Consider the following 11714-nt stretch of genomic DNA (forward strand, 5'->3'; position numbering starts at 1 on the left):
TGTGGGTCAGCGCGTATTCCGTAAACGCCTCAATAACAAGCGTTCAACCGGACATTAAGCTTACCCGGTCATAGTGCCCCCAAACGGGTGGAGAAACCGCCCGGCAGATGTGGTGGACGGGTAGATGTTCCAGATTATCGGCATTGTTGTCGTGTTTGTGATGGTGTTCGGCGGCTTTAAGCTCGCGAATGGCCATTTCGACGTCATTCTCAAGGCCATGCCGTTCGAAATGATGATGATCGGCGGTGCCGCGGTGGGTTCGTTCCTGATCGGCAACAAGCCGAAGACGGTGATGAAGACGCTGGGTGATCTCTCCAAAATCTTCACCGGGCCGAAATGGAAAGGGCAGGACTACAAGGACCTGCTCTCACTCCTGTTCCTTCTTACGAAAACGATGAAAACAAAAGGGGTTATTGCGCTCGAAAGCCATATCGAAAACCCCACGGAAAGTGCAATTTTCACGCGCTATCCGAAGATCATGAAGGACCATTTCGCGGTCGACTTCATCTGCGACACGTTGCGCATGATGACGATGAATCTGGAGGATCCCCATCAGGTCGAAGACGCGATGGAAAAGCAGCTGGAAAAGCACCATCACGAAGCGGCCGATCCGGCGCACGCCATGCAGACCATGGCCGATGGCCTGCCGGCGCTCGGTATCGTTGCGGCCGTGCTGGGCGTGATCAAGACGATGGGCGCGATCGAAAGTCCGCCTGCCGTGCTTGGCGGTTATATCGGCGGCGCGCTGGTCGGCACTTTCCTGGGCGTGTTCCTCGCCTATGGCTTCGTCGGCCCCTTCGCGGCTTACATGCAGGCGATCTATGATGAGGAACACCAGTTCTACAAGATCATCCAGGACGTGCTCGTGGCTCACCTCCACGGCAATGCAGCCCAGATCTCCGTCGAGATCGGCCGTGGTGGTATCCCCTCCAAGATGCAGCCCAGCTTCACCGAACTGGAAAGCGCACTAGACGAGATCCCGTCGGAAGTCGGCTGATCCGGTCGCAAGAATGATAAAGAGGGCGTCAGGCGGAAAGTCTGGCGCCCTTTTTCGTGGCGGGGCGCACGCTGGATATCAGTTTGGGCAGTATCCAATAGCGCAGTAAAAGCGCTAGAAGGACGCCCATGAAAATCAAGGACGCAGAACTCCTCATCGTGCCCGGTCTGGGCAATGCCTCGCCCTTCCACTGGCAATCGCGCTGGCAGGAGAAGATGTCGACGGCCCGCCGTGTTGAACAGGACAACTGGGACGCACCTCAGCGCGAAACCTGGGTGAATCGCTTGATCGATGCGGTCGATGCGGCGGAAAAGCCGGTCATCCTGATCGCTCACTCTGTCGGCGTTCTTACCGTTGCCCATGCCGCGCCTGCCATTGCTCATAAGGTCGCCGGCGCCTTCCTTGTCGGCGCATCCGACTGGGAACGTCCGGAAATCGCAGAAAAATACGGCGATCACGGCTTCGACCCCGTGCCGCGCACGCCGCTTGGTTTTCCCGGACTGATGCTGGCGAGCTCGAACGATCCGACCTGCAATATCACCAAGGCCGAGGCCTGGGCGCGTGACTGGGATGTGCGCTTCGGCAATGCCGGCGAAGCCGGACATTTCGAGCCCGAAAGCGGGCACGGTCCCTGGCCGGAAGGGCTGATGGCCTTCGCCAAGTTCACGCAGGGTCTCTAGTGGACGAGGCGAGCCTGGTCTGCGAGCCGGCCCGGCTCGACTGGTCGCAAGCCTCCGGTCCGCGTGCGTCGGACTATGGCGACGTCTATTTTTCAGCCGAGGACGGACTCGCGGAAACCGCCGCCGTTTTCCTGCGCGGCTGCGGCTTGCCCGAAGCCTGGGCAGGACGTTCGCGCTTCATTGTCGGCGAACTGGGTTTCGGCACCGGGCTCAACGCGCTCGCGCTCTGGCAGCTCTGGCGCGAGACTCGCGCGCCGGGCGCCTGGCTCGATTTCATCAGCCTCGAAAAACACCCCCTCTCCAGCGACGAGGCCGCACGCGCTTTCCGGGCCTGGCCACAGCTCGAGCCCCTGGCCGGGAAGCTGCTTGCGCAATGGCCGCCGCGGCTGAAAGGAGCGCACCGCCTCGTCTTTCCGGAAGACGGGTTCGCGATCACCGTCTTCCATGACGAGGCAGAGCTCGCCCTGGCGCAGATGGATTGCGAGGGACGCGTCGATGCCTGGTTCCTGGACGGTTTCGCACCGGACCGGAATGAAGCGATGTGGTCGCAGGCCGTGTTCGACCGGGTCGGCGCATTGTCGGCGCCGGGCGCGCGCGTCGGAACTTTCACGGTTGCTGGTGCCGTTCGCCGCGGGCTCGCTGCGGCCGGCTTCGACGTCTGCAAACAGCCAGGTTTCGGTCGCAAGCGGGAGCGTCTCGAGGCGGTCTGGCCCGGTGAGCCGGACCCTCCTGCCCCTGCGCCCGGGCGCATTGCCGTCGTCGGCGGCGGTATCGCCGGGGCCTCACTCTGCCGGTCGCTCAGGGCCCGGGGCTGCGATGTGATCCTCGTGGACCGGTCAGGACTTGCGGCTGGCGCGTCCGGCGCGCCTGCCGGCTTGCTCACGCCGCGGCTGGAGAAGGCCGACCGGCCACATGTCCGGGCGACGCTGGCCGCCTTCGCCTACGCGCGCGGCCTCTATGCCGGGCTCGACGGGTTTTTCCCTGAGGGGGTATCGCGTCGGGCAAAAGACGCGCGCGAAGCCGAACGCCTCGCGGCCATCGCGGCCATGATGGATGGTTCGGTCGTCTGGACGGGCGAGGCGCTCGACATGCCGGACGCCGGGCGCTTCGAACCGGCCCGCCTGGTCTCGGCGCTCGCTGGCGACACGCCGCTCGTACGCGCCTGCGTCGAAACGATCCGCGATGTCGGCGGTGCCGTGCGACTGTGCGACGAGACCGGTGAAGAGATACTCGCTGCCGATACGGTTATCCTGGCCGCAGGCGCCGGCGCGGCAAAGCTCCATGCCGATATCGCGCCCAGTGCAGGCCAGGTTGCTGTTTTCGAGGGTGAGGCGCCGGCGCGGCCCGTGACCTGGGGCGGATATGCCTGTCGGGCGCCGGGGGGTGTTCTTGTGGGCGCGACCCATGTGAAGGGTGAGCGCGCGGGCGACACGGAGGCTGCGGTGGCCCAGTTCCGCGAGGGGTTCGCCCGGCATCTTCCCGATCTGACGCTGGGAGGCCGCGTGACTGATATGTGGTCGGGCGTGCGGGCCTCGACGCCGGACCGGCTTCCTGTCGCGGGCCGCCTTGGACCGGGACGCTGGATTCTCGGAGGGCTCGGTTCGCGCGGTTTCGCCCATGCGCCTCTGCTTGCCGAGGCTGTCGCGAGCGAGATATGCGGCGGCGGGCCTGTTCTCGAGCGGGACGGTATGGACGCCTTCGACCCGGATCGTTTCGAACGCCGCCGGCAGCGCCGCGCACAGGGTTGACCGTCGCGGTCAGCGACCGGTCAGACGTACGGGCTCGGCCGTGTCACCAAAGGAAATCTGAGCTATCGGGCAGGTCTCGATGAAGCAGTCCGGGTCGAGATCCAGATCGATCCACTTGTCGCGATCGAAGGTCACGTCCACCGGCCCCAGTGATAGCGTGACCGGAATGCCCGAAACGGCAGGCAGCGCGACGGGCAGGCCCGCCATCGCGCAGACCGCACTGGCTACCATCAGCGTCTTTGCCACCATCGTTCTGTCCTCGAATTACACCCACTTCAAAGGCTAGATGCGTGAGCACCGCCGATCGGATGCACCGTCACCGGAAAATCCGGCGCGCCACTTGCAGACGACCCAATGTGAAGCGCCCTGTTGGCGCGTATCGGGACATGCGTTGAGTCATGAGTTTTGTATCGCAAGAGGGTTTTGTTGAACGGCGTACGGGATCCCGGCATGTCTGGTTCCTCAATTCCGCTTTCGACAAGATCGATTTCGACGTCGCATTGCGGCGCATCGTCGAGCGTGATGCGGACCGCCCGTTCGCCTTCGTGGTCACGCCGAATGTCGACCATCTCGTCAGGCTCGAGCGCGATACCGTTCTTGCAACCCTTTACGCCCAGGCCTGGCTGACCGTGTGCGACAGCCGCGTGCTGGAACTGATCGGCCGCATGTCGGGCGAGACGATCAAGGTCGCGCCGGGCTCGGACCTGACCGAGCGCCTGTTCGATACCGCGATCGATCCGGAGGAGCCGGTGACCATCGTCGGCGGAAGCGAAGACGTCATCACGGCCGTGCGCGAGCGCTATGGCTTGAAGGTGGTCAACTGGCACCAGCCGCCCATGGGGCTTCGCGACAAGCCCGAGGCGATCGCCGAGTGTGCCCGTTTCGTTGCGGAACATCCGGCCCGCTTCGTCTTCCTTTGCGTCGGGTCCCCGCAGCAGGAGCTGATCGCCGAGGCCTGTCTCGACCGGGGCGATTGTACCGGCCTGGGGCTATGCGTCGGAGCATCGCTCGACTTCCTCGCCGGCAAGGTCGCCCGCGCGCCGCGCTGGATGCAGACCGCACGTCTGGAATGGCTGCACCGCCTTGCCCAGGAACCGGCCCGCATGTGGCGCCGTTATCTGGTCGACGGCCCGAAAGTCCTGCTTCTCTGGCGCCGCTGGAGAAAAACCCGGCGCAATATGCGAAAGCTGGAACGGACGCTGTCGGAGCCGCAGCGCGTGCGCGAACGCCATCTCCACCTGCGCATCCGCAGTCTAGAGCGCCAGCTGGCTGCCCGCGACTGACATCCGCTCTCTCCTTGCCGCTTGCCCTTCCCGGCAAGCTCGCATAGCGTCCGCGCCGTGATGGTTCCCTCACGGGATCAATAGGGAAGTCGGTGCGGCCTGCAAGGCCAAGTCCGGCGCTGTCCCCGCAGCCGTAAGCGGCGAGCGGCGATGCACAAGGCCACTGGGCAAGGATCGCAAGATGCCGCCCGGGAAGGCGCATCGTCCGCAGTAACCCGCAAGCCGGAAGACCTGCCATCACTGTCGTCTGTCCGCTCGTGCGGGAGTTCACGAGACCGGCGCGGTGCATTTCCGTTTCTGACGACTCCTTGCAACCCGCTCGCCCGGCGAGGGCGGGCACACATGCTATGGAGACGTGGCACATGAAGTCATTTCACCGGCAGTCGCCCCTCGCGGCGGCGAGCCTTTTCCTGCTCTCATCAACGGCGTTCGCCCAGGATGAGGATGTCGAGACCGTCTACGTGACCGGCGCACGCGTCGCCTTGGCCACCGAGGATGCGACCGCCAGCATTACCCGCCTCGACGAAACGGCGATCGAAGCGCGGGGCGGCCTGTTCGTCGCGGACATCCTGCGCACCGTTCCGGGGCTGGCGGTATCGCGATCCGGGGCGCCCGGTGCCCTGACCCAGATCCGTGCGCGCGGATCCGAGGCCAATCATGTTCTGGTGCTTATTGATGGCGTGGAAGCGTCCAACCCTTTCACCGGCGAAGCGGATTTCGCGCACTTCGCCTTTGACGATCTCGGCGCGATCGAAGTCGCGCGGGGTGAGCAGAGCGCCGTGTGGGGTGCCGATGCGATCGGGGGCGTGATTCACCTGTCGACCGCCCGGCCAGACACGGGCCAGGAGATGCGGCTGCGGGCAGAAGCCGGGTCGCGTGAAACCCGTCGCCTGTCCGGCCGTATCGCCGGACGCGGCGAGCAGGGGTGGTGGTCCGCTTCGGCCGGCGCCTATGAGAGCGAGGGATTCGATGTGTCGGGGCAGGGCGGAGAAGCGGACGGCTACGCCAATCGCACCGCCTCGATCGCGGCAGCCCGCGACCTCGGCGACAACGTCACCTTCGACGCTGCTTTGCGCTGGGTCGGTTTCGAAAGCGACTATGACAGCGACACCGATTTCGATGGTCGTCTCAATGATGTCGACCGTTCGAGTGAGGGCGAGAACGTTTTCGCGCGTCTGTCCCTGACCGGGCTGCACGACATGGCGGGTATCGCGTTCGAACATGAAGGGGCCGTGCAGCTGACGGACACCCTGTCCGAGACCTATTCGGGCGGCGCACGAAACAGCCGCGCGCTGGGCCAGCGCCTTCAGGGGCATTATCAGATCACCGGGCGCTGGTCGCACGGCGCTGCGGAGCACCGGCTCACCGGCCTCGTCGAGCACGACCGCGACCGGATCAAGGCGTTCGATGGCGCCGGGGCCGGGTCGAACCAGACCCGCACGATCGAGACCGACGCCCTGGCGTTCGACTATGGTCTGGACTGGAGCCGAGCCGACCTCTCCCTGTCGGCCCGTCATGACGCCAATGAGCTGTTCGAGGATGCCACGACCTGGCGCGCCGGAGCCGGCTGGGCGTTCGAGACTGTCGGGGGGCGCCTCCGGGCGAGCTATGGCGAGGGCGTGAAAAACCCCGGCGTGTACGAATTGTTCGGCTTCTTCCCCGATTTCTTCGTCGGCAATCCCGATCTCGTACCGGAAAGCTCGAAAGGCTGGGAAATCGGCTGGGATCAGGAATTGGCCGGAGGCGATGCCGGGCTTTCCCTGGTTTATTTCAGCTCTGTGCTTGAAGATGAGATCTATACCGATTTCGGCGTTTTCCCGGCGACAGCAAGGAATGCCACATCGGACTCGGAACGTTCCGGTTTCGAGCTTGCCGGGCAGTGGCAGATCGACCCGGATCTGCGCCTCTTCGGCTCGCTCACCCTGTTGGACAGCGAACAGGACGGGGCGCCGGAAATCCGACGTCCGGAAGAGCTTGCGTCGCTGACCCTCGACTGGCGTCCGGAAGGCCGTGCGCTGTCGGGCGCGCTGACGGTCGATTATACCGGCGAACAGGGCGATACGGATTTCGGTACCTTCCAGCCGGTCGTGCTGGACGCATACACGCTTGTCGGCGGTCAGCTGCGATGGGCGGCGAATGAGAGTGTGGAGGTATATGTGCGCGCTGAGAACCTGTTCGACGAGGAGTATCAGGATGTGTTCGGCTATCACACGCCGGGCCGCGGGCTTTATCTCGGCCTGCGCCTGGGTGCTCGCTAGCGCCGCGGCGACGGCCCAGACACGGACAGAAGCGGTTCCGCCCTCAGGCGGGGCCGTCTCGGTCTCCCTCTGCGCTGATGCCTATCTTCTGGAACTGGCCGATCCCGACGCGATCGCGGCCCTGTCCTGGCAGGTCGATCAGCCCGTTTCCTCGGCCCCCGGATGGGCGCGGGAACGGCCGCTCGCCTGGGCGTCCGCCGAGCGGTTGCTGGTTCTGTCGCCCGATCTGACTGTGTTCGGCGCGGGCGAGGGCGGGCGTGCCGCCCGTCTGCTCGACCGGGCAGGTCTGGCGCACACGGAACTTGAATGGGTCAGCGATTTTGAGGGCGTCAGGCAGAACCTGTTGCGGCTGGGCGCCGATCTAGACCGCGGCGACGCGGCCCAAGCCGCCGTTGCACGTCTCGATTCCCGGTTGGCGACTCTGGCGTCGCGCACAGAGGGACGTGGTTCGCGGCCGCAGGTCGTCTATCTCAGTGCGTCCGGCGGTTCGAGCGGGGGCGGAACTTTCGTCGACGCGGCCATCACGGCAGCGGGCGGACGCAATGTCCTCGCGGAAGCGGGCATTCAAGGGTGGACGCGTGCCGACCCGGAGCTTGCGCTGACCGTCGAGGCCGACCTCGTCGTGACGAGTTTTTTCGAGCGCGGGTTTGCCAGTGCCGACAATCATGCACTTCATCATGCGGCCTACCGCCGGCTTCTCGGCTCTCTTCCGCGGGTCGAGATTCCCGCCGGAGACTGGCCCTGCGCCGGTCCGCGCCTGATCGAGGCGGCCGAGGCGATCGCCGATGCCATCGATTATCTGGAGGCGGGGCGATGACAGCGCTTCGGCTCAATCTCACTCTCGCAGTCCTGCTCCTCGGCGCTGGGGCGGCATCGCTTTTCCTTGGCGATGCGAGGCTTGGCATGGCCGATTTGGTTGGCGCACTTCGCGGTTCCGAGGAACTGGGCGCGCTGATTCTGCGCGAGTTGCGCCTGCCGCGGGTCGTGCTCGGTACTCTGGTCGGTGCCGGGCTCGGTGGAGCGGGGGCCGTTCTGCAGGGTTTCTTTCGAAACCCGCTGGCGGACCCGGGCATTGTCGGCGTTTCGGCGAGCGCCGGCCTTGGTGCAGTTTCGGCGCTCTATTTCGGCCTCTCGGCCAGCTTTGTCCTGGCGCTTCCGGTCAGCGGTGTCGCCGGTGCCGGCCTTGGCGTGGCGCTGCTTTTCCTGATCGCGGGACGCGGGGCAAGCGCGACAACGCTCATCCTGGCCGGCGTCGCCGTGAACGCCATGGCCGGAGCGCTCACCGCGCTGTTGATGAACCTGTCGCCCAATCCCTGGGCCCTGGCCGAGATCGCCTACTGGCTGATGGGCTCGCTCGAGGATGCGAGCTGGAATGAAGTGGTCTTCGCCGCGCCTCTGATCCTGCCCGGGCTTCTTCTGCTGGGCCTGACCGGACGCGGGCTCGATACATTGAGCCTCGGCGAGGAGACGGCCCGAAGTCTGGGAACGGATCTCGCGCGTCTGCGCATAACAGTGATCGGGGCGACGGCGCTCGCGGTCGGCGCGGGAGTCGCAGTGTCCGGCGCCATCGGATTCGTCGGGCTCGTCATTCCTCATCTCCTGCGCCCCCTGGTCGACTACCGCCCGGCGCGCCTGATCCTGCCGTCCATGCTGGGCGGGGCCTTGCTCCTGACCGTGGCCGACCTTGAAACGCGGCTGATTTCCGGACCAGGCATGCCGCTCTATCTCGGCGTGCTGACGGCCCTGCTCGGCGCGCCCTTCTTCCTCTGGCTCGTGCGATCCTCGCAGAGGCGAACGCCATGACCTGTCTGACACTCCAAACGGCCGGGTTCGGCTATGGCGGCGCGCCGGTGCTGGCTCCGCTGTCCCTGTCCCTGGAGGGGGCGAGTCTGATCGCCTTGGCCGGCCCGAACGGCGCCGGGAAATCCACTTTGCTCAAACTCGCAGCCGGGCTCGAGCATCCGGGCGAAGGCACGGTGGCGCTCGACGGAACGTCCCTCGCCAGCCTGTCGGCGCGGGAGCGCGCCCGGCAACTGGCCTATCTGCCGCCCGATGGACGCGCCGCCTGGCCGGTCAGCGTCCGGACCGTGGTGGAGCTGGGCCGGGCGCCCTACCTGAAGCCCTTGCGGACGCTGGCGGAAGCGGACGCCGCAGCAGTGGATCGCGCGATGGCGCGGACCGGCGTAACCGAACTGGCCGGGCGTCGTTTCGACACCCTGTCTTCAGGCGAGCGGGCCCGTGCCCTGATCGCTCGGGCTCTCGCGGTGGAGGCGCCTGTGCTCGTTCTCGACGAGCCGACAGCGGCGCTCGACCTGCGGCACCAGCTCTCGATCATGGACATTCTGCGGAGCGAAGCCGAGCGCGGTGTCGTTGTTCTCGTCGCGATCCACGCACTTGAGCTCGCGGCTGCGGCGGCCGATCGCGTGCTGCTACTCGAGAACGGGACGATCCGGGCGGACGGCCCGCCCTCGGATGCGCTCTGCGAAGAGAATGTGCGCGCGATCTTTGGCGTTGCGGCGCCGGGCGGGATTTCGGCCCACCCCTACAGCCCGCTCTAGTCGAACACGATCTCGGGGGCGGGCTTGGAAGCGGTCTCCGCGCTTTCCAGCGCAGACCGTGCGACCTCGCGGAATGCCTTTCCGACCGGTCCGTCTTCCAGCGCGGCCGGTTCGCCTTCGTCCGAGCGCTTTCGCAATTCGGGGTGGAGGGGAATGTCACCGAGCCAGGCAAGGCCGATCGCCTCGGCTTCGGCCCGGGCACCGCCTTCGCCGAAGATATGGCTCTCGCCGCCGCAATGGGGGCAGATGAAGACGCTCATATTCTGGACCATTCCGAGCAAGGGGATATGGGTCTGCTCGAAAAGCGCCATGGCTTTCCTGGCGTCGTCGAGGGCGAGATCCTGCGGCGTCGATACGATCACCGCGCCATCAACCGGCAGGTCCTGGGCGATGGCCAGCTGCGCATCGCCCGTACCCGGGGGCATGTCGATGATGATGACGTCCGCATTGCCCCAATTGGTTTCCGTGAGGAATTGGCGGATGGCACCCTGGACCATGGGGCCACGCCAGACGACGGGGGCGCCGGGCTTTACCACGAAGCCCATCGAGACCAGCTTGACACCATGGGCCTCGATCGGTTCGACGCCGGCGTCGGTCTTTCGCAGGCCCGGGACATCGTTCAAGCCGAAGAGGCGCGGCGCCGATGGACCGTAGATATCGGCGTCGAGCAGGCCGACCTTGAGCCCGTCACGGGTCAGCGCAACGGCGAGATTGGCGGCGACGGTCGATTTGCCGACGCCGCCCTTGCCCGATGCCACCGCGATAATGCGCTTGGCGGGTTTGGCCGGCGGTGTCGCGTTCTGACGTGCAGCAGGCTTCTGCGGCCGGGCCGGCTTGCTCCCGGCCTCGCGGTGCGCCGTCATTACCACGCGGACGCGTTCGATGCCGTCGATGGCGGAGACGGCCGCCTCGATTTCCGGCTTCAGCCGATCGAGATCGGGATTGCCGGCGACGGGCGGCGCGAGAACGACCGTGGCCGTGTCGCCCATGATCGCGGCGGATTCGATGCGGCCCGCATCCGGAAGAGGGCGGCCGGACTGCTTTTCGATGATCGTGCCGAGGGCGTCGCGAAGTTTCGGGTCCATTCCACTCACTCCCTGTGTTGAAGCAGAGTTAGGACATCATCCCGCTGGCCGGTAGGGGGCGCACGCAGTCTTTCGATGGTTCGGTCAACTTGCCGGGCCAGGGATGTGTACGAGGGGGCGATGGCGAGCCAGAGCCTCGAGAAAGCGCGCATCCTCTTCCCTGTACCGGGTTTCCCATTCATCAGTTCTCGAAGTGCCCACCCTTTCGATTGGGCTGTCTTTGACTGTCGGAGTGGCTGGCAGCCCGAGCACGTTCGAGAAGAGGCGCACGATCCGTTCGGGCCGGGCGATCAGATCTTCGTAGTAAATGCGGACGGGCTCAATGCCGAGTGAGCCGAACTCTCTTTCCCATTTCAGTTCTTCGTCCTGGAGGAATTTGATCCAGCTGCGGATTTCGCCGGCATCGTAGAGCACGGCATCTCGTACGGTCCGGGCGTCATCATTCATCTGGAAGGAGTGCAGGACGCCGGACTGATGGGCGACGTGCATGGATATGGCCTGACGAACGATATTACGGCGGCGCAGGTAGAAATACCGCATCTCCGGATCAAGCAGTTTCTGGCGCCCGGTCGCTTCCCGTCCCCATGTGATGTGCGCCAGCGCGAGTTCGACGCCGCTAACGCCGTTCGGCGATGCGTGACGGGACAGGATACGCTTCAGCAGCGAATCCCAGTCCGTTGCGCCGGTTTCGCGCGCCTGGGTCTCCGCTTCCGGCAGGCCCAACCATTCGTCAGGAAAGCCGAAACACTTCGTTTCCTTCAGCAGGTGCGTCAGGAACGTGCTGCCGGATCTCGGAACAAGGCAAATGGCGTATGGAGTCTCTGCCGCCTGTTCGGAAAGCCCGAGCGGGTCGCCACCAAAGTCCGTGCAGGCCCGCTCAAGATGGGCGAACATGCCGGACATGGTCTTGTAGGGCAGGTTCGCCGATTCCGGAATCACCGCGCTTGGAAGGGTGCTGCCGATGCGGACTTTCGGCACGGACGAGCTTTTCTCGGTCATGAAATCCTGAGACTTGATGGTGGGCGATACTGGGATTGAACCAGTGACCCCTTCGATGTCAACGAAGTGCTCTCCCGCTGAGCTAATCGCCCATCCGTCTCAAGAG

11 protein-coding genes, 1 tRNA gene and 1 riboswitch are annotated in these 11714 nt (G+C 65.3%); of the genes, 8 read left to right on the plus strand and 4 right to left on the minus strand.

The window, feature by feature from the left end; translation table 11 throughout:
- Window positions 1-124: 124 nt before the first annotated feature.
- The 3 genes from motA (at window position 125) to mnmC2 (ending at window position 3425) form a co-directional block, all read left to right on the plus strand.
- Window positions 125-997: a flagellar motor stator protein MotA gene (motA, locus tag AC13HB_RS02535; protein ID WP_482948147.1), complete on the plus strand. Its 873-nt coding sequence runs from the start codon at window positions 125-127 to the stop codon at window positions 995-997.
- 128 nt (window positions 998-1125) lie between these two features.
- A complete protein-coding gene (locus AC13HB_RS02540) occupies window positions 1126-1677 on the plus strand; it encodes an RBBP9/YdeN family alpha/beta hydrolase (RefSeq protein ID WP_482948148.1) in 552 nt (183 codons plus the stop codon).
- Complete coding sequence (gene mnmC2, locus AC13HB_RS02545) at window positions 1677-3425, plus strand: tRNA (5-methylaminomethyl-2-thiouridine)(34)-methyltransferase MnmC2 (RefSeq protein ID WP_482948149.1); 1749 nt, start codon at window positions 1677-1679, stop codon at window positions 3423-3425. Before AC13HB_RS02540 ends, mnmC2 begins: the two co-directional genes overlap by 1 nt.
- Window positions 3426-3434: 9 nt before the next feature.
- Here mnmC2 and AC13HB_RS02550 read toward each other — a convergent pair whose 3' ends face one another.
- Window positions 3435-3674 carry a hypothetical protein gene (locus AC13HB_RS02550; protein ID WP_482948150.1) on the minus strand — a complete coding sequence of 80 codons (240 nt, stop codon included), beginning with the start codon at window positions 3672-3674 and terminating at the stop codon, window positions 3435-3437.
- Between the two features lie 149 nt (window positions 3675-3823).
- Here AC13HB_RS02550 and AC13HB_RS02555 point away from each other — a divergent pair, with 149 nt between their 5' ends.
- The 5 genes from AC13HB_RS02555 (at window position 3824) to AC13HB_RS02575 (ending at window position 9524) form a co-directional block, all read left to right on the plus strand.
- Window positions 3824-4708: a WecB/TagA/CpsF family glycosyltransferase gene (locus tag AC13HB_RS02555; RefSeq protein ID WP_482948151.1), complete on the plus strand. Its 885-nt coding sequence runs from the start codon at window positions 3824-3826 to the stop codon at window positions 4706-4708.
- 44 nt (window positions 4709-4752) lie between these two features.
- A riboswitch (cobalamin riboswitch) is annotated at window positions 4753-4961 on the plus strand.
- A 109-nt stretch (window positions 4962-5070) separates the two neighbouring features.
- Window positions 5071-6966 carry a TonB-dependent receptor plug domain-containing protein gene (locus AC13HB_RS02560; protein WP_482948152.1) on the plus strand — a complete coding sequence of 632 codons (1896 nt, stop codon included), beginning with the start codon at window positions 5071-5073 and terminating at the stop codon, window positions 6964-6966.
- Window positions 6902-7783: an ABC transporter substrate-binding protein gene (locus AC13HB_RS02565; protein ID WP_482948153.1), complete on the plus strand. Its 882-nt coding sequence runs from the start codon at window positions 6902-6904 to the stop codon at window positions 7781-7783. Before AC13HB_RS02560 ends, AC13HB_RS02565 begins: the two co-directional genes overlap by 65 nt.
- Entirely contained in the window at window positions 7780-8769 is a 990-nt protein-coding gene (locus AC13HB_RS02570; protein WP_482948154.1) for a FecCD family ABC transporter permease, read from the plus strand. Before AC13HB_RS02565 ends, AC13HB_RS02570 begins: the two co-directional genes overlap by 4 nt.
- On the plus strand, window positions 8766-9524 hold the full coding sequence (locus tag AC13HB_RS02575; protein ID WP_482948156.1) for an ABC transporter ATP-binding protein: 759 nt from the start codon (window positions 8766-8768) through the stop codon (window positions 9522-9524). The genes AC13HB_RS02570 and AC13HB_RS02575 overlap by 4 nt, the downstream gene beginning before the upstream one ends.
- On the opposite strand, the gene AC13HB_RS02580 is transcribed toward AC13HB_RS02575, so the two are convergent.
- The 3 genes from AC13HB_RS02580 to AC13HB_RS02590 form a co-directional block, all read right to left on the minus strand.
- Window positions 9521-10609: an Mrp/NBP35 family ATP-binding protein gene (locus AC13HB_RS02580; protein ID WP_482948157.1), complete on the minus strand. Its 1089-nt coding sequence runs from the start codon at window positions 10607-10609 to the stop codon at window positions 9521-9523. The genes AC13HB_RS02575 and AC13HB_RS02580 overlap by 4 nt on opposite strands.
- An 84-nt stretch (window positions 10610-10693) precedes the next feature.
- Window positions 10694-11608, minus strand: a complete 915-nt coding sequence (locus AC13HB_RS02585; RefSeq protein WP_482948158.1) for a Stf0 family sulfotransferase — start codon at window positions 11606-11608, stop codon at window positions 10694-10696.
- Window positions 11609-11625: 17 nt separating this feature from the next.
- A tRNA-Val gene (locus tag AC13HB_RS02590) sits at window positions 11626-11700 on the minus strand.
- Window positions 11701-11714: the final 14 nt, after the last annotated feature.

The sequence above is a fragment of the Maricaulis sp. B-26 genome (assembly GCF_056857855.1).

Excerpts from the sequence above, each read along its gene's own strand:
- AC13HB_RS02585 (WP_482948158.1), bottom strand. The coding sequence starts at position 11,608 with ATGACCGAGAAAAGCTCGTCCGTGCCGAAAGTCCGCATCGGCAGCACC.
- AC13HB_RS02555 (WP_482948151.1), top strand. The coding sequence starts at position 3,824 with ATGAGTTTTGTATCGCAAGAGGGTTTTGTTGAACGGCGTACGGGATCC.
- motA (WP_482948147.1), top strand. The coding sequence starts at position 125 with ATGTTCCAGATTATCGGCATTGTTGTCGTGTTTGTGATGGTGTTCGGC.
- AC13HB_RS02560 (WP_482948152.1), top strand. The coding sequence starts at position 5,071 with ATGAAGTCATTTCACCGGCAGTCGCCCCTCGCGGCGGCGAGCCTTTTC.
- AC13HB_RS02550 (WP_482948150.1), bottom strand. The coding sequence starts at position 3,674 with ATGGTGGCAAAGACGCTGATGGTAGCCAGTGCGGTCTGCGCGATGGCG.
- AC13HB_RS02565 (WP_482948153.1), top strand. The coding sequence starts at position 6,902 with ATGTGTTCGGCTATCACACGCCGGGCCGCGGGCTTTATCTCGGCCTGC.
- AC13HB_RS02540 (WP_482948148.1), top strand. The coding sequence starts at position 1,126 with ATGAAAATCAAGGACGCAGAACTCCTCATCGTGCCCGGTCTGGGCAAT.
- AC13HB_RS02580 (WP_482948157.1), bottom strand. The coding sequence starts at position 10,609 with ATGGACCCGAAACTTCGCGACGCCCTCGGCACGATCATCGAAAAGCAG.
- AC13HB_RS02575 (WP_482948156.1), top strand. The coding sequence starts at position 8,766 with ATGACCTGTCTGACACTCCAAACGGCCGGGTTCGGCTATGGCGGCGCG.
- AC13HB_RS02570 (WP_482948154.1), top strand. The coding sequence starts at position 7,780 with ATGACAGCGCTTCGGCTCAATCTCACTCTCGCAGTCCTGCTCCTCGGC.